This window comes from Streptomyces sp. NPDC017936 (genome assembly GCF_044328485.1).
Taxonomy (GTDB): domain Bacteria; phylum Actinomycetota; class Actinomycetes; order Streptomycetales; family Streptomycetaceae; genus Streptomyces.
On record NZ_JBIRHK010000004.1, the window covers coordinates 300,287 to 318,907 of the forward strand.

The 18,621-nt window shown below is 73.8% G+C and carries 19 protein-coding genes; 8 read left to right on the forward strand and 11 right to left on the reverse strand.

Features of this window, described 5'->3' with window-relative positions:
* The first annotated feature begins 155 nt into the window (after positions 1–155).
* The 3 genes from ACH4F6_RS10790 to ACH4F6_RS10800 are packed head-to-tail and all read left to right on the forward strand — an operon-like array spanning position 156 to position 3,208.
* Entirely contained in the window at positions 156–1,445 is a 1,290-nt protein-coding gene (locus ACH4F6_RS10790) for a magnesium transporter MgtE N-terminal domain-containing protein (protein WP_397959596.1), read from the forward strand.
* Positions 1,435–2,031 carry a DUF1003 domain-containing protein gene (locus ACH4F6_RS10795; protein WP_397959598.1) on the forward strand — a complete coding sequence of 199 codons (597 nt, stop codon included), beginning with the start codon at positions 1,435–1,437 and terminating at the stop codon, positions 2,029–2,031. The genes ACH4F6_RS10790 and ACH4F6_RS10795 overlap by 11 nt, the downstream gene beginning before the upstream one ends.
* A gap of 43 nt (positions 2,032–2,074) precedes the next feature.
* A complete protein-coding gene (locus ACH4F6_RS10800; RefSeq protein ID WP_397959600.1) occupies positions 2,075–3,208 on the forward strand; it encodes an Mrp/NBP35 family ATP-binding protein in 1,134 nt (377 codons plus the stop codon).
* A 91-nt stretch (positions 3,209–3,299) separates the two neighbouring features.
* Here ACH4F6_RS10800 and ACH4F6_RS10805 read toward each other — a convergent pair whose 3' ends face one another.
* The 5 genes from ACH4F6_RS10805 to sigE form a co-directional block, all read right to left on the reverse strand.
* Positions 3,300–3,959, reverse strand: a complete 660-nt coding sequence (locus ACH4F6_RS10805; RefSeq protein ID WP_397959602.1) for a hypothetical protein — start codon at positions 3,957–3,959, stop codon at positions 3,300–3,302.
* Positions 3,960–4,129: 170 nt separating this feature from the next.
* Positions 4,130–4,573 carry a sec-independent translocase gene (locus ACH4F6_RS10810; RefSeq protein WP_397959604.1) on the reverse strand — a complete coding sequence of 148 codons (444 nt, stop codon included), beginning with the start codon at positions 4,571–4,573 and terminating at the stop codon, positions 4,130–4,132.
* Between the two features lie 200 nt (positions 4,574–4,773).
* Positions 4,774–6,381, reverse strand: a complete 1,608-nt coding sequence (locus ACH4F6_RS10815) for a S1C family serine protease (RefSeq protein WP_397959841.1) — start codon at positions 6,379–6,381, stop codon at positions 4,774–4,776.
* Between the two features lie 873 nt (positions 6,382–7,254).
* On the reverse strand, positions 7,255–8,229 hold the full coding sequence (locus ACH4F6_RS10820; RefSeq protein WP_397959606.1) for a zf-HC2 domain-containing protein: 975 nt from the start codon (positions 8,227–8,229) through the stop codon (positions 7,255–7,257).
* A complete protein-coding gene (sigE, locus tag ACH4F6_RS10825; RefSeq protein ID WP_397959608.1) occupies positions 8,226–8,936 on the reverse strand; it encodes an RNA polymerase sigma factor SigE in 711 nt (236 codons plus the stop codon). Before sigE ends, ACH4F6_RS10820 begins: the two co-directional genes overlap by 4 nt.
* A gap of 260 nt (positions 8,937–9,196) precedes the next feature.
* Between sigE and ACH4F6_RS10830 the strand changes: the two genes are divergently transcribed.
* Positions 9,197–9,871 (forward strand): O-methyltransferase, encoded by a 675-nt coding sequence (locus ACH4F6_RS10830; protein ID WP_397959842.1) that lies wholly within the window; start codon positions 9,197–9,199, stop codon positions 9,869–9,871.
* A 173-nt stretch (positions 9,872–10,044) separates the two neighbouring features.
* Here ACH4F6_RS10830 and ACH4F6_RS10835 read toward each other — a convergent pair whose 3' ends face one another.
* Positions 10,045–10,212 carry a DUF3117 domain-containing protein gene (locus ACH4F6_RS10835; RefSeq protein WP_003966491.1) on the reverse strand — a complete coding sequence of 56 codons (168 nt, stop codon included), beginning with the start codon at positions 10,210–10,212 and terminating at the stop codon, positions 10,045–10,047.
* A gap of 367 nt (positions 10,213–10,579) precedes the next feature.
* On the opposite strand from ACH4F6_RS10835, the gene ACH4F6_RS10840 reads away from it, so the two are divergent.
* Positions 10,580–11,383 (forward strand): enoyl-CoA hydratase/isomerase family protein, encoded by an 804-nt coding sequence (locus ACH4F6_RS10840; RefSeq protein WP_397959610.1) that lies wholly within the window; start codon positions 10,580–10,582, stop codon positions 11,381–11,383.
* A gap of 33 nt (positions 11,384–11,416) precedes the next feature.
* Here the strand turns inward: ACH4F6_RS10840 and ACH4F6_RS10845 are convergent, their stop codons facing one another.
* Positions 11,417–12,001 (reverse strand): DNA-3-methyladenine glycosylase I, encoded by a 585-nt coding sequence (locus ACH4F6_RS10845; RefSeq protein WP_397959612.1) that lies wholly within the window; start codon positions 11,999–12,001, stop codon positions 11,417–11,419.
* Positions 11,998–12,354, reverse strand: a complete 357-nt coding sequence (locus ACH4F6_RS10850) for a DivIVA domain-containing protein (protein ID WP_397959614.1) — start codon at positions 12,352–12,354, stop codon at positions 11,998–12,000. The genes ACH4F6_RS10845 and ACH4F6_RS10850 overlap by 4 nt, the downstream gene beginning before the upstream one ends.
* Before the next feature lie 125 nt (positions 12,355–12,479).
* On the opposite strand from ACH4F6_RS10850, the gene folP reads away from it, so the two are divergent.
* Positions 12,480–13,340: a dihydropteroate synthase gene (gene folP, locus ACH4F6_RS10855; RefSeq protein ID WP_397959616.1), complete on the forward strand. Its 861-nt coding sequence runs from the start codon at positions 12,480–12,482 to the stop codon at positions 13,338–13,340.
* 66 nt (positions 13,341–13,406) lie between these two features.
* Here the strand turns inward: folP and ACH4F6_RS10860 are convergent, their stop codons facing one another.
* Positions 13,407–14,165 carry a TIGR00730 family Rossman fold protein gene (locus tag ACH4F6_RS10860; protein ID WP_397959618.1) on the reverse strand — a complete coding sequence of 253 codons (759 nt, stop codon included), beginning with the start codon at positions 14,163–14,165 and terminating at the stop codon, positions 13,407–13,409.
* 137 nt (positions 14,166–14,302) lie between these two features.
* Positions 14,303–15,382: a succinyl-diaminopimelate desuccinylase gene (dapE, locus tag ACH4F6_RS10865; protein ID WP_397959620.1), complete on the reverse strand. Its 1,080-nt coding sequence runs from the start codon at positions 15,380–15,382 to the stop codon at positions 14,303–14,305.
* A gap of 93 nt (positions 15,383–15,475) precedes the next feature.
* Between dapE and ACH4F6_RS10870 the strand changes: the two genes are divergently transcribed.
* Complete coding sequence (locus tag ACH4F6_RS10870) at positions 15,476–16,489, forward strand: heavy metal transporter (RefSeq protein WP_397959622.1); 1,014 nt, start codon at positions 15,476–15,478, stop codon at positions 16,487–16,489.
* Positions 16,490–16,824: 335 nt separating this feature from the next.
* Complete coding sequence (locus ACH4F6_RS10875; protein WP_397959624.1) at positions 16,825–17,259, forward strand: ATP-binding protein; 435 nt, start codon at positions 16,825–16,827, stop codon at positions 17,257–17,259.
* Positions 17,260–17,494: 235 nt separating this feature from the next.
* Here ACH4F6_RS10875 and ACH4F6_RS10880 read toward each other — a convergent pair whose 3' ends face one another.
* Positions 17,495–18,589 (reverse strand): bifunctional succinyldiaminopimelate transaminase/glutamate-prephenate aminotransferase, encoded by a 1,095-nt coding sequence (locus tag ACH4F6_RS10880; protein WP_397959626.1) that lies wholly within the window; start codon positions 18,587–18,589, stop codon positions 17,495–17,497.
* Positions 18,590–18,621: the final 32 nt, after the last annotated feature.

Consider the following 18,621-nt stretch of genomic DNA (forward strand, 5'->3'; position numbering starts at 1 on the left):
GAACGGAGCCAGTCCGTCCGGACCGCTCGCCAGAGCGCACCCGATCGGGACGGGCTAGCCTGAAGCCCGCACGAGCGGGCAATTGGGAAAAGGGCCTCACGGGAAACACCCCGGTGAACGCCCCGTACGAGCACCCACGAGAAGGAGGTGCGGCCATGGTCGCGGGCGTCCCCCGGATCTTCGTCTCGCACCTCGCCGGTGTCGCCGCCTTCGACCCCAACGGCGACCAGGTGGGCCGCGTGCGCGACCTGGTCGTGATGCTGCGCGTCGGGCGGCGGCCGCCGAGGCTGCTCGGGCTGGTCGTCGAACTGCCCACCCGCCGCCGCATCTTCCTGCCCATGACCCGGGTGACCAGCGTCGAGTCCGGCCAGGTCATCACCACCGGCGTGCTCAACGTCCGGCGCTTCGAGCAGCGGCCCACCGAGCGTCTCGTCTTCGGCGAACTGCTCGACCGGCGGGTCACGCTCGCCGAGACCGGCGAGGAGGTCACCGTCCTCGACCTGTCGGTGCAGCAGCTGCCGGCCCGCCGGGACTGGGAGATCGACCGGGTGTTCGTGCAGAAGGGGCGCAAGGCGGGCGCCTTCCGGCGCGGCAAGGGCGAGAAGCTGACCGTGGAGTGGTCGGCCGTCACCGGCTTCTCCCTGGAGGAGCACGGGCAGGGCGCGGAGAGCCTGCTCGCCACCTTCGAGCAGCTGCGCCCGGCCGACCTCGCCAACGTCCTGCACCACCTCTCCCCCAAGCGCCGCGCGGAGGTCGCCGCCGCGCTGGACGACGACCGCCTCGCCGACGTCCTGGAGGAGCTGCCGGAGGACGACCAGATCGAGATCCTCGGCAAGCTGAAGGAGGAGCGCGCGGCGGACGTCCTGGAGGCCATGGACCCCGACGACGCGGCCGACCTGCTCGCCGAGCTGCCCGAGGCGGACAAGGAACGGCTGCTGAGCCTGATGCAGCCCGACGACGCGGCCGACATGCGGCGCCTGATGTCGTACGAGGAGCACACCGCCGGCGGTCTGATGACGACCGAGCCGATCGTGCTGCGGCCCGACGCCACCGTCGCCGACGCCCTGGCCCGCGTCCGCAACCGCGACCTCTCCCCCGCCCTCGCCGCCCAGGTCTACGTGTGCCGGCCGCCCGACGAGACCCCCACCGGCAAGTACCTCGGCACGGTCCACTTCCAGCGCCTGCTGCGCGACCCGCCGTACACGCTGGTCAGCTCGCTCCTCGACGACGACCTGCAGTCGCTCGACCCCGACGCGGCGCTGCCCGTGGTCGCCGGGTTCTTCGCGACGTACGACATGGTCGCGGCGCCCGTCGTCGACGAGGCCGGGTCGCTGCTGGGCGCGGTGACCGTGGACGACGTGCTCGACCACCTGCTGCCGGAGGACTGGCGGGAGACGGAGTTCCACCTGGACGAGCCGCAGGGGGGTGGTCCGGATGGCGCCTGAGCGTGAGGGCGGCCGCGGGGAGCGCGTCCCGGTCGGCGCCACGGCCGCCACCCGTCCCCGCGTCCGGCTGGACCAGCCGCGCCCGCCGCGGCGCCGGTTCCTGCCCGAGTGGGACCCGGAGGCCTTCGGGCGGCTCTCGGAGCGCATCGCCCGCTTCCTGGGCACCGGGCGGTTCATCGTCTGGATGACGGTCGTCATCATCCTGTGGGTGGTGTGGAACGTCTTCGCGCCGACCGTCCTGCGCTTCGACGAGTACCCGTTCATCTTCCTGACGCTGATGCTGTCCCTCCAGGCCTCCTACGCGGCCCCGCTGATCCTGCTCGCGCAGAACCGGCAGGACGACCGCGACCGGGTCAACCTGGAGCAGGACCGCAAGCAGAACGAGCGGTCCATCGCCGACACCGAGTACCTCACCCGTGAGATCGCCGCCCTGCGCATCGGCCTCGGCGAGGTCGCCACCCGGGACTGGATCCGCTCGGAGCTCCAGGACATGGTCAAGGAGCTGGAGGGACGGCACGACGGGCACGGCGTATTCCCGACAGTCGCGGCAGAACGGTCGCACGGACGTGACGTAGACGACCGCTGACGGGCATCCCGGGGTGCCCGGGGAGCGCCGTACCATCGTGCTTATGGTTACGGAAGACGCGGTGCGCGAAGCACTGGCGACGGTGAACGACCCCGAGATCAACCGCCCCATCACCGAGCTGGGGATGGTCAAGTCGGTGGAGATCGGTGCGGACGGAGCGGTCGCGGTCACCGTGTACCTGACGGTCTCCGGCTGCCCGATGCGCGACACGATCACGCAGCGCGTCACCGAGGCGGTCTCCCGGGTCGAGGGCGTCACCCGCGTCGACGTCACGCTCGACGTGATGAGCGACGAGCAGCGCAAGGAGCTGGCGAGCGCCCTGCGCGGCGGCCAGACCGAGCGCGAGGTCCCCTTCGCCAAGCCCGGCTCCCTGACCCGTGTCTACGCGGTCGCCTCCGGCAAGGGCGGCGTCGGCAAGTCCTCGGTGACCGTGAACCTGGCGGCGGCGATGGCGGCCGACGGCCTGAAGGTCGGGGTCGTCGACGCCGACATCTACGGGCACAGCGTGCCGCGCATGCTGGGCGCCGACGGCCGTCCCACCCAGGTCGAGAACATGATCATGCCGCCGTCGGCGAACGGCGTGAAGGTCATCTCGATCGGCATGTTCACCCCGGGCAACGCGCCGGTCGTCTGGCGCGGCCCGATGCTGCACCGTGCGCTCCAGCAGTTCCTGGCGGACGTGTACTGGGGAGACCTGGACGTGCTCCTGCTGGACCTCCCGCCCGGCACCGGTGACATCGCGATCTCGGTGGCCCAGCTGGTCCCGAACGCCGAGATCCTGGTCGTCACGACGCCCCAGCAGGCCGCCGCCGAGGTGGCCGAGCGGGCCGGCTCCATCGCCGTCCAGACCCACCAGAAGATCGTCGGCGTGGTCGAGAACATGTCCGGCCTGCCCTGCCCGCACTGCGACGAGATGGTCGACGTGTTCGGCACGGGCGGCGGCCAGCTCGTCGCCGACGGCCTGACCCGGACGACGGGCGCCTCCGTCCCCGTCCTCGGCAGCATCCCGATCGACGTCCGTCTGCGCGAGGGCGGCGACGAGGGCAAGCCGGTCGTCCTGACGGACCCGGAGTCCCCGGCGGGCTCGGCGCTCCGCGCGATCGCGGGGAAGCTGGGAGGGCGCCAGCGCGGCCTCTCGGGGCTGTCCCTGGGCATCACGCCCAAGAACAAGTTCTGACACCTCGTACGACGACGGGGGCGCCGTCCGCGCTGGACGGCGCCCCCGTCGTCGTATCCGGAGCGTCGTGCCCGGGGTGTCGTGCCCGGGGTCAGGCGTACGCGCCGATGTCCTTGACCATGGCGAAGCCGAGCCCGTACGCGCTCATCCCCCTCCCGTACGCCCCCACGTGCACCCCTTCCTTCGTCGAGCCGGCCAGGACCCAGCCGAACTCGGACTCCCGGTAGTGGAAGGGGGTCGGCGCGCCGTCGACCGGGAGGGAGAGGACGGACCAGTCGGGGCCGGCGAGGTCGTCGGCCAGGACCCAGGCGGTCTCGGTCTGCTGGTCCAGCCAGTCGTCGCGCAGGCTGTGGTCCATCTGGCCGGGCCAGGTGAAGGAGAGCAGGCCCACGCCCGCGAGCCAGGCCGCCGAGGAGACCGACGTCGCCTCCAGGAGCCCCGTGCCGTCGGCGCTGCGGCGGGACGGGTTCGCCGCGACGGTCACGACGACCGCGAACCTCCCCCGGTCCTCGCCCGCCGTCTCGTGCCGCACGGAGGGCTCGTCACCGTGCCCGATCGAACCGTGCTCGACGGTCCCGTCGGCCGCCGTGCCGACCTGCATCAGCCAGCGCGGCCCCGTGAAGGCCTCGTCGAGGCCGTACCACGGGAAGGACGCCTCCAGGTACCCGTCGACCGTGCGCCGGGCGGTGCGGACCCGTGGTCCGCCCTCCGCGGCCGGCGCCTGTTCGACTGCCCGACTCGTCGTCTCCATCTGCCCGGACGCCTCCTCGCTCTCGCCGGACCGCCCCGGCCCGCCCCCCTTCGGGCGTACTCGTCCGGTCCGCACAACAACCAGGCAGCATAGCCACCCCGCTGCCGGCTGGGGGGACGCCGCCCGGCGCGTGCGGCGTGCGCCCCCTCACACCGGGGGGCGCGTGCGGCTCAGGTGGCGTCCGCGTCGAAGGGCGGACGGTCGTCCTTGCCCGGTTCCTCGGGCTTCTTCACCATGTCGACGCGTCCACCGGACGAAGCGGGGGAGGACGACGAGGACGAGGATTCCGGCTCGCGGCCGTGGACCGCGTCCGCGACCTCGGCCATCTCCTTCTTCAGGTCGAAGCCGTTGCGGATCTCCTTCAGCCCCAGTTCGTCGTTCTCCAGCTGCTTGCGGATGAACGTCTTGGGGTTGAGGTCCTCGAACTCGAAGTCCTTGAACTCCGGGCCGAGTTCCTGCCGGATGTCCTGCTTGGCGCTCTCCGAGAACTCACGGATCTTGCGGATCGTGCGCGTCACGTCCTGGATGACCTTCGGGAGCTTGTCCGGACCGAAGACGAGCACGGCCAGGACGATGATCGTCACCAGCTCGAGCACACCTATGTCATTGAACACCTGAAGCTCCTTGCGATGTCCGCGGTCCTCGGCCCTCGGTGGTCAGTTCGGGTCTTCCGTGGTCCGGGCCGGGACCACGGTACCTGTCGCACCTGTCCGACCGGTACCGTCCCGGGGCGTCCGCGTGTGCGCGGGCGACCTGTTTTCCCGTTGTTCGCCCGGTGGGAGCCTGTTCCGGCGCCCGGCCTGTGAACTTTCTGTCAATCCGAGGAGCCGAGCACCAGGGAGAGGCTGCGCTCCTTCCCGCCGCGTTCGACGGTCAGCTCCAGCCGGTCGCCGGGGCGGTGGGCGCGGGTCTTGACGATGAGTTCCTCGCCGGAGTGGACGCGCTGGCCGTCGACCTCGGTGATGACGTCGCCGGCCCGGATGCCGGCCCGGTCGCCGGGGCCGCCCGGGGTGACCGGCGAGCCGCCGTCGCCGCTCCGGGTGCCGACGCGGGCGCCGTCGCCGGCGTAGTCCATGTCGAGGGTGACGCCGATGACCGGGTGCGTCGCCTTGCCGGTGTTGATCAGCTCCTCCGCGACGCGCTTGCCCTGGTTGACCGGGATGGCGAAGCCCAGGCCGATCGAACCGGACTGCCCGCTGTCGGATCCGGTGCCGTCGCCGGCGGAACGGATCGCGGAGTTGATGCCGATGACGTGGCCCCGGGCGTCGAGGAGGGGGCCGCCGGAGTTGCCGGGGTTGATGGGCGCGTCGGTCTGCAACGCGTCCACGTACGACACGTCGCTGCCGTCGCCGCTCTCGCCGCCGGCCGTGATGGGCCGCTCCTTGGCGCTGATGATGCCGGAGGTGACCGTGCCCTCCAGGTCGAAGGGGGCGCCGATGGCGACGACCGGGTCGCCGACCCGGACGTTGTCGGAGTTGCCGAGGCGGAGGGGCTTCAGCCCCTTCACCCCGGTCACCTTCACCACGGCGAGGTCGTAGCCGCTGTCCCCGCCGACCACCTCGGCCTCGGCGGTCTGGCCGCCGTTGAACACGACCGTTATCCCGCCGCCGGAACCGGCGGGCTCGACGACGTGGTTGTTGGTGAGGATGTGGCCGAGCGAGTCGAGCACGAAGCCGGTACCGGTGCCGGACGCCTCGCTGCCGCTGACGTGCAGGGTGACGACGCTGGGCAGGGCGCGGGCGGCGATCCCGGCCACGCTGTCCGCGGCCCGCCCGGTGGGCTCCGCGGAGGCCTGCGGCAGCTGCACCCCGTCGAACCCGCCGTTGCGCTCCAGGTGGACGCCCACGACGCCGCCCAGCACGCCCGACAGGAGAGCGAGGACGAGCGCTCCTCCGGCCAGCTTCCTCCGGGTCCGCCGGCGCCGCTGCGCCTCCGTGGCGACGCCGGCCCCGGTCTGCTGGAGCGGCCCGGCCGCCCACGGGTCGTAGCGGCCCCAGGGGTCGCCCCCGGAGCCCGGGAGCGCCGGCGCTCCTCCCGGACGGTTCGCGGGCAGCCCGGCGGCCCCGGACGGAAGCGGCGCACCGGTGCCGGGCACGGGCACGGGCGTCGTGGCGGCGAGGGAACCGCCGACGCCGGGCGCGGGCACCGGCGAGGCGGGCGGAACGGTCCCACCGACGCCGGGCGCGGGCACCGGCGCCACGGGGGCGGGAGGCGCGGGTGCCTGCGTCCCGGGGGCGAGCGGCGGCGCCGCGCTTCGGGCCGGCGCGGCCGCCGCCGGGTGCTGTACGGGCGGCGCGGGCGCCCAGGGTCCCGGCTCACCGTAGGGCGGGGTGCCGTAGGGGTCGGGATCGTGCAGCGGCTTGGGCCGACCGCCCGGGTCCGACGGCCGGGGGGAGCCCGAGGCGTCCCCGGCGGACTCCACGGAGCCGGAACCCGTGGCGGACCCGGCGGACGCGATCTGCTCGGCAGCCGGGACGGACCCCCCGGACCCGGCAGGCTCACCGGCCTCACCGGGCCCGACGACCTCGGCGGACCCGGCCGCCGGAGCCGGCCCGCCGGAGCCGACCCCCTTCGGCGACCCGACGCCCGCGGCGAACCCACCGGACCGGGCAGGCTCACCGGCCTCACCGGGCCCGACGACCTCGGCGGACCCGGCCGCCGGAGCCGGCCCGCCGGAGCCGACCCCCTTCGGCGACCCGACGCCCGCGGCGAACCCACCGGACCGGGCAGGCTCGGCGCCCTCCGCCACCTCGGCGGACCGGGCAGGTTCGGTGACCTCCGCGCCCTCGGCGGACCCGGCGGGCGCGGCGCCCTCGGCGGACCCGGCGGGTTCAGCAGGCTCTGCAGGCTCTGCAGGAACAGCGAACGCGCCGGGTGCGGCGGTGGCCTCCGCATCCGTGGTCTCCGTCGACGGAGGCCGGGTGCTCACCGGCAGCGGGCGGCTCAGTTCGTAGTCACCGTCGTCGGTGACGCCGGCGGTCCCCCTGGCCGGTCCGCCGGTGTCCGGGTCCGCCGGTGCGGCCCCCGCGGGCCGCGCCAGCTCGAAGTCGCCCTCGGTGTTCTCGCGGCCGCTCTCCTGCCCGTCGGGGCTCTGCGGTCGAGGCCTGCTCCACCACTTCCCCTTCGTGGGCTTCCCCTCGTTCATGCTCTCCCCGCACTCGGGCCCCGTCCCGGCGTGACCGTGGGCGGGGGGCCGCAGCTCGTCGAACTCCGCCTCCGCGCCCGGCCACCGGGCACGGGCACGGTCTTCCCAGGATTCAACCAGGTTCGCGGGGCGCCCGGCGTCACAGCCGGGTCAGCGGGCGGTCCGCGCGGAGGGGGAGGCGGTGGGGGCGGAGGGGGTGCCGGGGACGGGTGCGGCGAGCAGTCCGGGCGCCGTGACCTCGGGAGCGGGGTTCCAGGAGGTGAGGGCGATCGGCGGGGTGCCGAGCGGACGTATCAGGGGGGACATGGCGGCCGCGCCGGCCACCACGGGTGTGGTGAGGCCGTGCAGGGTCTGGTCGGTGGTGCGTCCGGCGGCAGGGGCCGGCACACCGGGCAGCAGCGGCGCGGAGACCCGGGTCGGCGCGACCGGGGTCTCGCCGAGCAGCTGGCCGCCCTGGGCGAGCACCGGCCCGGCGGTACGGCGGCGCTGGTTGTCGGGGGCCGTCGCGGAGCCGGTGGCGGGGGTGCGGGCCGGTGTGACGTTGCTTCCGGAGCCGCCGCGGGCGTCGGTGTCGACCGGCGCGGCGCCGGTGTTCACCCCGCCCAGCGCGATCGCGGCCAGCGAGACCGCGCCGGCGGCGACGAAGGCGAACCGCAGGCCGCGGGAGCGCTCGGTGTCACGGCCGACGGGGTGGACGCGGAAGCCGCGCTGCGCGGCGGGCGTGAGCACCGGACCGTGCTCGGGGGCGGGGACGTAGCCGAAGCCGAACGGCTCGTCCCGCTTCACTCCGAAGACTCCGGACGCTTCGGCGCGGGTGCCGAAGCGGTCGCCGAATCCTCCCCCGAGCGGCATTCCGCCGCCCTCCGTGTCACCTCCCCCGGGGAGCCCCTGGAGACGGGCCAGGAAGCTCTCGGAGGGGGCGGGCGGGGCCACTTCCGCGAAGACGTTCTTCAGCCGGCGCTGGGCGTCGACCTCCGCCTTGCACTTGGGACAGGTCGCCAGGTGCGCCAGGACGCGCTCGCGGGTGTCATGACCGAGCTCGCCGTCCACGAGGGCCGAGAGCCGGTCACCGAGGTGCTGCTCCGCCAGCAGCCGCTCGGCGGGGTTGTGTCGGGATCCACTCACGCGGTCGCGCCCCCTCCTCCCAGAGCGGGCACGCGGGCCACGAAGGAGCGCCGCTCCGCGCGCGCCTCGGGCGAGCGGTGCGCGAGCGCCTTGCGGAGCTGCGAACGGCCGCGGTGGATCCGGGAGCGGACCGTGCCGAGCTTGACGCCGAGGGTCGCGGCGATCTCCTCGTACGACAGTCCTTCGATGTCGCAGAGGACGACGGCGGCGCGGAACTCCGGCGCCAGGGTGTCGAGGGCCTGCTGGACGTCCGCGTCGAAGTGGGCGTCGTTGAAGACCTGCTGCGGGGTGGGCTCCTTGCTGGCCAGCCGCTCCGCGGCGTCCTCGCCGAGCGCGTCGAAGCGGATGCGCTGCTTGCGGCGGACCATGTCCAGGAAGAGGTTGGTGGTGATGCGGTGCAGCCAGCCCTCGAAGGTGCCGGGCGTGTACGTCGACAGGGAGCGGAAGACGCGGACGAAGACCTCCTGGGTGAGGTCCTCGGCGTCGTGCTGGTTGCCGGTGAGACGGTAGGCGAGCCGGTAGACCCGGCCGCTGTGCATGCTGACGATCTCCTCCCACGTGGGCGGAGTCCACGCCTGCCCGTCCGCGTCGGTGGAGAAGGTCGCGGTCCGGTCGGCTCCGGCGGCGAGGCCGGTGGCGTGACTGTGGTCAGCGGTGTCGTTCACGGATTTCGGCCTGCCCGCCGACCCGAGAAAGCGCCGCAGCACTCCTCCCCGATCCACAGGCGCAGCCGCACCTCCCCTGTCGGCTCTGGTGGTGTCCAGCGGAGCCCCTACCATAGCCACCTCGCCCGTTAGCTCCGGATAAGCGGTTTTACGAGAATTTGATCTGGGCTGGCACGGCTCATGCGGCTGCGTCAGCACTTGCTCCGCGTCCCGTCCCTCGTCGTGATTCAACCGTGTCCCCCCGTCGTGCTTCCCACCCCTTCAAACGCCCGGTCCCATCTGCGGGTTCCCGGCGCCAACGGATACAGTCACGCCCAGGCAACCAGCGGGGACAGGAGAGGGTCATTACCGGCAACCGGCAGACGAGCTGGGCGTTCGCCGACGCCTATGTCGCCGAGGACGAAGCGCTGCACTGGGCCCGTGACCGGGCCCGCGAGGCAGGGCTGCGCTCGGTGTCGCCCAGCACGGGCGCCGCCCTGCGGTTGCTCGCCGCCACCGTGGACGCCAAGGCGGTCGCGGAGATCGGCACCGGCACCGGCGTCTCCGGGATCCACCTGCTGCACGGGATGCGCCCCGACGGCGTCCTGACCACGGTCGACCCCGAGCCCGAGCACCAGCAGTTCGCCCGGCAGGCCTTCCGCGCCTGCGGGTTCGCCAGCAACCGGGCCCGCTTCATCCCCGGCCGCGCGCTCGACGTCCTGCCCCGCCTCGCGGACGCCGGCTACGACCTCGTCTTCTGCGACGGCGACCGGCTGGAGGTCATGGACTACCTCGCCGAATCGTTGCGTCTGCTGCGCCCCGGCGGCCTGGTGGTGTTCGAGGGGGTCTTCACCAACGGCCGCACGGTCGACTCGGGCCCGCAGCCCACCGAGGTGATAAAGGTCCGTGAGCTGCTGCGCACCGTGCGCGAGAGCCAGGAGCTGGTGCCGTCGCTGCTGCCCGTGGGGGACGGGCTGCTGTGCGCGGTGAAGCGGTGAGCCGGCCGACGGGGCCGCCGCGCGCCGGGGAGCGGTGACCGGGCCGACGGGGCCGCCCGCGCCGTGAAGCGGCGACCGGGGTCCGTCCGGGTGAGGGGTGTGAGGGACGAAACAGTCGCCCCGGCACCCTGAGGGGGTGCCGGGGCGACTGAAAGGGTATGGTCGCTTGCGCGTCAGCCGACGACCTTCTTGAGGGCGTCGCCGAGCGCGTCGGCCTCGTCAGGGGTCAGCTCGACGACGAGCCGACCGCCGCCTTCGAGCGGAACGCGCATGACGATGCCCCGCCCCTCCTTGGTCACCTCGAGCGGGCCGTCGCCCGTCCGCGGCTTCATGGCCGCCATGCTCGTTCCCCTTCCTGAAACCAGCTCATCGTCAAAGCCGACGGCCCGTGAAGGGCACGCGCGGTCCAGCGAGGGACACGCGTCACCGGCATCGAACACATTGCTTCCCAGCCATTATCCCGCATCTCAGGACCCGATGACCAACATCAGTCGGCATCGCTTGGGCAACGCACGCGAGCAAAACCACTCAATTCGGGGATGTGGCTGCGATACTTCGCGCCCGCACGCACTTCCGCCGCCCGGAAATCGCCCCGAATTCTTTGACGCAGGTCACACGTCCCGCGCGGCCCCCTTCCTTCATGCTGTCCTTCGGAGACCGTCGTACCGGCCGGTACGACGGCATCGGCGACACCTGAGGGGACACTCCATGGCCGACACCGTGCTCTACGAGGTGAGCGACGGGCTCGCGACGATCACCCTGAACCGCCCGGAGGCGATGAACGCGCTGAACATCGCGACCAAGGTGGCCCTGCGGGACGCGGTGCGCTCGGCGGCCGAGGACGGTGCCGTCCGCGCGGTGCTGCTGACCGCCGCCGGTGACCGGGCGTTCTGCGTCGGCCAGGACCTCAAGGAGCACATCGGGCTGCTGGTGTCGGACCGGGAGACCGGCGCGGGCCAGACCATGCGCACGGTCAAGGAGCACTACAACCCGATCGTGCGGGCGCTGACCGAGGCGCCGAAGCCGGTGGTCGCCGCGGTGAACGGGGTGGCCGCGGGCGCCGGCCTCGGGTTCGCGCTGGCCGCCGACTACCGGATCGTCGCGGACACGGCGTCCTTCAACACCTCGTTCGCGGGGGTCGCGCTGACCGCCGACTCGGGCGTCTCCTGGACCCTGCCCCGCGTGATCGGCCCCGGCCGCGCCGCCGACCTGCTGCTCTTCCCGCGCAGCATCAAGGCCCAGGAGGCGTACGAGCTGGGCATCGCCAACCGGATCGTCCCGGCGGACTCGCTGCGCACCGCCGGCGAGCAGGTGGCGCGGATGCTGGCCGAGGGGCCGACGGTGGCGTACGCGGCGATCAAGGAGGCGATGGCGTACGGGTTCTCCCACTCGCTGGCCGAGACGCTGGAGAAGGAGGACGAGCTGCAGACGCGGGCGGGGCGGTCCGAGGACCACGGGATCGCGGTGCAGGCGTTCGTGAACAAGGAGACGCCGAAGTACCTGGGCCGCTGACCGGCGGCCGGCGGCCGCCGGGCGGGGCGGGCCTCAGCCCCGCCTCGCCGCGCAGGCCTCCAGGTGATCGTCGACCAGCCCGCACGCCTGCATCAGCGCGTACGCCGTCGTCGGTCCCACGAACCGCAGGCCCCGCTTCTTCAGCGCCTTGGACAGGGCCGTCGACTCGGGTGTGACCGCCGGGACGTCGGCGAGGGTCTTCGGGACCGGGCGGGCGGCCGGGTCGGGGGCGTGGGACCAGATCAGCTCGTCGAGGTCGCCGGGGGCCCAGTCGGTCAGCACGCGCGCGTTGGCGAGGGTGGCGTCGATCTTGGCGCGGTTGCGGATGATGCCCGGGTCGGCGAGGAGCCGCTCGCGGTCCTCGTCGGTGAAGGCGGCCACCGACGCGATCTCGAAGCCGGCGAAGGCGGCCCGGAAGCCGGGGCGGCGGCGCAGGATGGTGATCCAGGACAGGCCGGACTGGAAGGCCTCCAGGCTGAGGCGTTCGAAGAGGGCGTCGTCGCCGTGGACCGGGCGGCCCCACTCCTCGTCGTGGTAGCTGACGTAGTCCGGCGTGGACAGGGCCCAGGGGCAGCGCGGGACGCCGTCCGGGCCCGCGAGGGCGGCGCCGTCGCTCACCTCTGCTCCTCCCGCCCGGGCTTCTCCATGGAGACGTGCGGCTCGGGCCGCCGGGCGCCGGCCAGGTCGGACTCCAGCTGGGCGATGCGGGCGTCGCGTTCGGCGAGCTCGGCGCCGAGGCGGTTCAGGGCGTCGTCGACGTCGGCCATGCGGTAGCCGCGGGCGGCGAGCGGGAAGCGGAGGCGGTCGATGTCGGACCGGTGCAGGGGGCGGTCGGGGGGCAGCGGGTCGTGCAGCCGCTGCGGGGTGGCCTCCGGGAGCGGGCCGGTGCCCTCGCCGCCGCCCACCACGGCGAGTGTCACCGCGGCGACCACGACGGCGAGCGCGATGACCAGGAACAAGAACATAACCATCGGTGGGTCCCCACGCTCGCTGTGCTCGGTGTCGAATGTGTCAGGGTCCGATCGTGCCATGCGGGTGTGACGGTTAGGGTCGCAGGCGGCGGATGTCCGGAACGTACTGGGAGAGGTCACAGAGGATGCTCAGGCTGGGCAGGCGCGAGTTCGGCGCGCACGAGCCGGTGATCATGGCGATCGTGAACCGGACCCCGGACTCCTTCTACGACCAGGGGGCGACCTTCCGTGACGAGCCGGCGCTGGCGCGGGTCGAGCGGGCGGTCTCCGAAGGCGCCGCGATCATCGACATCGGCGGGGTGAAGGCCGGGCCCGGCGAGGAGGTGACCGCCGAGGAGGAGGCGCGGCGGACGGTCGGCTTCGTGGCCGAGGTGCGGCGGCGCTTCCCGGACGTCGTCATCAGCGTGGACACCTGGCGGGCCGAGGTCGGGGAGGCCGTCTGCGAGGCGGGCGCGGACCTGCTGAACGACGCGTGGGGCGGCGTGGACCCCGGTCTGGCGGAGGTCGCCGCGCGGTACGGCGTGGGGCTGGTGTGCACGCACGCCGGGGGCGCGGACCCGCGCACCCGCCCGCACCGGGTGGCGTACGACGACGTCATGGCCGACATCCTGCGGGTGACCCTGGGACTGGCCGAGCGGGCGGCCGGGCTGGGCGTGCCGAGGGAGTCGATCCTGATCGACCCCGGACACGACTTCAACAAGAACACCCGGCACAGCCTGGAGGCGACGCGACGGCTCGGGGAGATGGTGGAGACGGGCTGGCCGGTGCTGGTGTCCCTGTCCAACAAGGACTTCGTCGGGGAGACGCTGGACCGGCCGGTGAAGGAGCGGGTGCTGGGCACGCTGGCGACGACGGCCGTGTCGGCGTGGCTGGGGGCGCAGGTGTACCGGGTGCACGAGGTCGCGGAGACGCGTCAGGTGCTGGACATGGTGGCGTCGATCGCGGGGCACCGTCCGCCGGCGGTGGCGCGGCGGGGACTGGCCTGAGGTTCCGGCCGGCCGGGAGGCGGGCGCCCCGGCCCGCTCCCCGGCCGGGGACGCGCGGGAGGGGTCCTACCGCCCCGCCTCCTTGGACACCAGCCCCACCGCCTCCTCCACGTCGTCCGTGACGTGGAACAGCAGGAGGTCCTTCTCGGCCGCCTTGCCCTGGGCGACCAGGGTGTTCTTCAGCCAGTCGACCAGGCCGCCCCAGTACTCCGTGCCGAAGAGGACGATGGGGAAGCGGGTGACCTTCTGGGTCTGCACGAGGGTGAGGGCCTCGAAGAGCTCGTCCAGGGTGCCGAGGCCGCCGGGCAGGACCACGAAGCCCTGCGCGTACTTCACGAACATCATCTTGCGGACGAAGAAGTAGCGGAAGTTCAGGCCGACGTCGACGTAGCGGTTGAGTCCCTGCTCGAAGGGGAGCTCGATGCCCAGCCCCACCGAGACGCCGCCCGCCTCGCAGGCGCCCTTGTTGGCCGCCTCCATCGCGCCCGGCCCGCCGCCCGTGATGACCGCCCAGCCGGCCTTGACCAGGGCGCTGCCCAGCCGTACCCCCGCGTCGTACTCCGGGGAGTCCACCGGTGTGCGGGCCGAGCCGAACACGCTGATGGCCGGGGGGAGCTCGGCCAGGGTGCCGAAGCCCTCGATGAACTCCGACTGGATGCGCAGCACCCGCCAGGGGTCCGTGTGGACCCAGTCGGAGGGGGCGCGCTCGTCCAGCAGTCGCTGGTCCGTGGTGCTCGGCTGCACCTGGTCGCGCCTGAGGAGGACCGGTCCCAGGCGCTGTTCCTCCGGTGGCTGCTTCTTGCCCTCGGGGTTGCCGGTGGCCATGTGAGCTCCCTCCGCTTGCAGATGTTCCACCTCAGCGTAGATCTACGCGAGTTACGTGCGGGGGACGTCGGCGTGTCCGGCGTGAAGAGGCATCAGGTACGGACGCGCCCCAGGAGCCCCCTTCGCCCCTCTTCCCGTCACGCCGTGAGCCACGCCCGCAGCCGTTCCTCGCCCGCGAGGACCTTCGCCGTCTCGACGCGTTCGTCCCGCTTGTGCGCCAGGAGCGGGTTGCCGGGGCCGTAGTTGACCGCGGGCACGCCGAGCGCCGAGAAGCGGGAGACGTCCGTCCAGCCGTACTTGGGCCGCGGGGTGCCGCCCACCGCCTCGACGAAGGCCGCGGCGGCCGGGTGGGAGAGGCCGGGCAGGGCGCCGGGGCTGTGGTCGTCGACGACGAACTCCTCCACCCCGCAGTCCGCGAACACCTCGCGGACGTGGGCGACGGCCTCCTCGGGCGTGCGGTCGGGCGCGTAGCGGAAGTTGACCGTGACGACGCACTCGTCGGGGATGACGTTGCCCGCGACCCCGCCCGTGACGCCGACCGCGTTGAGGCCCTCGCGGTACTCCAGGCCGTCGATCACCGGGTGACGCGGCTCGTAGGAGGCGAGGCGGGCGAGGATCGGGGCGGCCGCGTGGATCGCGTTGGAGCCCATCCAGCTCCGGGCCGAGTGGGCCCGCTCGCCCCTGGTCTTCAGCAGGACCCGCAGGGTGCCCTGGCAGCCGCCCTCCACCTGGCCGTCGGACGGCTCCAGCAGCACCGCGAAGTCGCCCTCGAGCCACTCCGGGTGGGCCTCGACGACGTGCTTGAGGCCGTTCAGGTCGGCGGCGACCTCCTCGTTGTCGTAGAAGACGAAGGTCAGGTCCCGGTTCGGGGACGGGACCGTCGCCGCGATGCGCAGCTGCACCGCGACGCCCGCCTTCATGTCGCAGGTGCCGCAGCCCCACAGCACGCCGTCCGCGTCCAGCCGGGAGGGGACGTTGCCGGCGATGGGGACGGTGTCGATGTGGCCGGCGAGGACCACCCGCTCCGGACGGCCCAGGTGCGTACGGGCGACGACGTTGTTGCCGTACCGGTGCACGGTCAGGTGCGGCAGCCCGCGCAGGGCGGCTTCGATCGCGTCCGCGAGCGGCTTCTCGGTGCCGCTCTCCGACGGGAAGTCGACGAGCTGCGCGGTGAGCAGCGCGGCGTCCAGGGTGAGGTCAAGCGGGGTCTCGGCCATGCCGTCGACCCTAACGCGCCGACCGCGCGCCGGGGGGATCCCACCCGTCCCAGCCGTCTCCCCAGCTTCCGTACTCTCCAGTACCTTGTACGCGTGCCAGAGCCGTCACCCTCTTCCCAGCGCCGCGGCCGCCTCCTGCGTTTCGGGGCGGCCTGTGCGGCCCTGTCCGCCGTCACGGGCTACGTCGTGGTCCAGTACGTCACCGGTGGCGCCGGGGAACCGGCGTGCAGAGTCGTTTCCGCGGAGGGCGACGGGACGACGTACGCGTTCACGCCGGAGCAGGCGGTGAACGCGGCCACGATCGCGGCCGTCGGCACCGGGCGGGGCCTGCCCGAGCGGGCGGTGACCATCGCGCTCGCGACCGCGCTCCAGGAGTCGGCGCTGCGCAACCTCGACCACGGCGACCGCGACTCGCTCGGCCTCTTCCAGCAGCGGCCCTCGCAGGGCTGGGGCACCGCCCGGGAGGTCACCGACCCCGCCTACGCGGCCGGCGCCTTCTACGAGCACCTCGTCAAGGTGCCCGACTACACCGAGCTGCCGCTGACCGTGGCCGCGCAGCGCGTGCAGCGCAGCGGCTACCCGGAGGCGTACGCCAAGCACGAGCCGGACGCCGCGCTGCTGGCCGCCGCGCTCACGGGCGCCTCGGCGGCCACGCTGACCTGCGAGGGGCGTCCGGAGAGCGCGACGGCCACGGGGCCGGACGCGGTGCGCGCGGCGCTCGCACGGGACTTCGGGAGCGGCGCGCGCCAGGAGACGGACGCGCGGGACGCCGCCCGGGCCGGTGCGCGGGAGACGGCCGCTCCCGGCGCGGACGCGGACGTGCCCGCCGCCGAGACCAGCGGGCGGACCGTGACGCTGCCGGTCACCGACGGCACCGCCGCCGGACGCGGTGTCCGCGAGCGCGGCTGGCAGCTCGCCCACTGGGCGGTGGCCAACGCCTCGGCCCTGCACATCGAGCGCGTGACCTACGCCGGCCGGCAGTGGGTCGCCGGGAACACCGACAGCCGGTGGCGGGCCACCAGGAGCGGTGGGGCGGAGGCCGCGGGGGTCCCGGGCTCGGCGGTCGGGGCCGGGACGAGCGCCGTACGGATCGTCACCGCGCAGTAGTACGGGTCTTCGCCCGGGCGGGTCATGTGCGGCGGGCACGGGACGCCGTGGGGTCAGGTTTTCGCGCCCTCACCCCCGGGTCCGCGACATCCCTTGTGGGAAAAGGGCTCCGGGGTTCGGCGGACTTTCATATCGGGCACCGTTTGCCCGTTTTTATCCGCAGCCGATAATGCGACGCATTGCCAACTCTTTACGCCGGCCGTGCGCAACCTTCGCGGGCTTCGAGCGGTAGTCACTGCGTCCGGGCACCGGGGGGCCGACAGCCGGTCGGTCGACCACCGGGTGCCGTCGGACGGTTCAGCGTCATCTTCCGTCCCCTCAGTCCAAGGAGCATCATGTCCCTCCCCCTGACCCGCCGGATCGCCCGTGCCGCGCTGCTCGTCGCTGCGGGAGCGGCCGCCGGGGTCGGTGCGGCCGGCTCCGCCGGTGCGGCCCCCGGCCTGCCCGCCACCCCGGACCTCGGCGGTCTCACCGCCCTGGACGGGGCGAACGTCGGCACCACGGTCGACGGCGCCGCGCAGAACGTCACCGGGACCGCGGGCGAGGCCGGCGGCAAGGTGGTCGAGCAGGCGGTGCCCGCCGCGGGCGAGGCCGGCGGCAAGGCCGTGAAGAAGGCGACGCCGGCGGCGCAGAAGGCGGCCGGCGAGGCGGCGGGGTCCGCCGGCGGGGTCCTCGGCGACACGGCGTCGACGGCCACGAAGGGCGGCCTGCCGACGGGGTCGCCGGCCGGGGTCGGGCTGCCGGGCGCGCCCGCGCTGCCGCTCGGCTGAGCCACCGGGTCGCGGGGCGGCGGGGTCCGGGGTCGTTTCCCCGGGCCCCGTCTCCTTGTGCCGACCGTCGCCCGCGCCCGCGGGACCGGGGCGGGCGCGGAGAACCCGGCGCCGCGGGCCGGGCCCGTCCTCCCCCGCTCCCGGCTCCGCTCGGCGGGGGACCCCGCCGAGCCGCCGGAACGACGGCCCGCGGCGGTGACGGCAGCGACGGCCGGCCGGGTGGGACCGGGTCGGGTCAGGCCAGGCGGCGGACCGCCGCGCCCACCCGCTCGTCCGACGCGGTCAGCGCCACGCGGACGAACTTCTCGCCCGCCGGGCCGTAGAAGTCGCCCGGCGCGACCAGGACGCCCAGGTCGGCGAGGTGGGCGACCGTCTCCCAGCAGGACTCGTCCCGGGTGGCCCACAGGTACAGGCTGGCCTCGCTGTGCTCGATGCGGAAGCCGTGGCCGACGAGGGCGTCGCGCAGGAGGGCGCGGCGGGCGGCGTAGCGCTCGCGCTGCTCGTGGACGTGGGTGTCGTCGGAGAGGGCCGCCACGACCGCCGCCTGGGTGGGCGCCGACGTCATCATGCCGCCGTGCTTGCGGATCTCCAGCAGCGGTCCGAGGACGGCCGGGTCGCCCGCGAGGAAGGCCGCGCGGTAGCCGGCCAGGTTCGAGCGCTTCGACAGGGAGTGGACCGAGACGATGCCCTCGTACGAGCCGCCGTTGACGTCCGGGTGGAGGACCGAGACCGGGTCGGCCTCCCAGCCCAGCTCGATGTAGCACTCGTCGGAGAAGAGCAGGACGCCGTGTTCCCGGGCCCAGGCGACGATCCGGGTCAGGTCCGCCTTGGACAGCACCCGGCCGGTCGGGTTGGACGGGCTGTTCAGCCAGAGGAGCTTCAGGCCCTCGGGGTCCAGCTCCGTCGGGTCGTCGTAGACCTCGTACCCGGCGCGCGCCAGACGGGCGCCGACCTCGTACGTCGGGTAGGCCAGGCGCGGGTGGGCGACCCGGTCGCCGGGGCCGAGGCCCAGCTGGGTGGGGAGCCAGGCGACCAGTTCCTTGGAGCCGACGACCGGCAGGACGTGGTGGTGGGTGACCCCGCGGGCGCCCAGGCGGCGCTCCAGCCAGCCCGTGATCGCGTCCCGCAGGGCCGGGGTGCCCCAGACCGTCGGGTAGCCCGGGGAGTCCGCCGCGTCGACCAGGGCCTTCTGGATCAGCTCGGGGACCGGGTCGACCGGGGTGCCGACCGACAGGTCGACGATGCCCTCCGGGTGCGCGGCGGCCGTCTTCTTGTAGGGCTCGAGCTTGTCCCAGGGGAAGGTCGGAAGACGGCTGGAGAGTGCGGACACGGTGACTGGCTCACTTTCCTCGCTACGGCGCG

Bases quoted from the DNA above. Each gene is read 5' to 3' on its own strand.
- ACH4F6_RS10790 (WP_397959596.1), top strand. From the start codon at position 156: ATGGTCGCGGGCGTCCCCCGGATCTTCGTCTCGCACCTCGCCGGTGTC.
- ACH4F6_RS10795 (WP_397959598.1), top strand. From the start codon at position 1,435: ATGGCGCCTGAGCGTGAGGGCGGCCGCGGGGAGCGCGTCCCGGTCGGC.
- ACH4F6_RS10800 (WP_397959600.1), top strand. From the start codon at position 2,075: ATGGTTACGGAAGACGCGGTGCGCGAAGCACTGGCGACGGTGAACGAC.
- ACH4F6_RS10805 (WP_397959602.1), bottom strand. From the start codon at position 3,959: ATGGAGACGACGAGTCGGGCAGTCGAACAGGCGCCGGCCGCGGAGGGC.
- ACH4F6_RS10835 (WP_003966491.1), bottom strand. From the start codon at position 10,212: ATGGCGGCCATGAAGCCGCGGACGGGCGACGGCCCGCTCGAGGTGACC.
- ACH4F6_RS10840 (WP_397959610.1), top strand. From the start codon at position 10,580: ATGGCCGACACCGTGCTCTACGAGGTGAGCGACGGGCTCGCGACGATC.
- ACH4F6_RS10850 (WP_397959614.1), bottom strand. From the start codon at position 12,354: ATGGTTATGTTCTTGTTCCTGGTCATCGCGCTCGCCGTCGTGGTCGCC.
- folP (WP_397959616.1), top strand. From the start codon at position 12,480: ATGCTCAGGCTGGGCAGGCGCGAGTTCGGCGCGCACGAGCCGGTGATC.
- ACH4F6_RS10860 (WP_397959618.1), bottom strand. From the start codon at position 14,165: ATGGCCACCGGCAACCCCGAGGGCAAGAAGCAGCCACCGGAGGAACAG.
- dapE (WP_397959620.1), bottom strand. From the start codon at position 15,382: ATGGCCGAGACCCCGCTTGACCTCACCCTGGACGCCGCGCTGCTCACC.
- ACH4F6_RS10875 (WP_397959624.1), top strand. From the start codon at position 16,825: ATGTCCCTCCCCCTGACCCGCCGGATCGCCCGTGCCGCGCTGCTCGTC.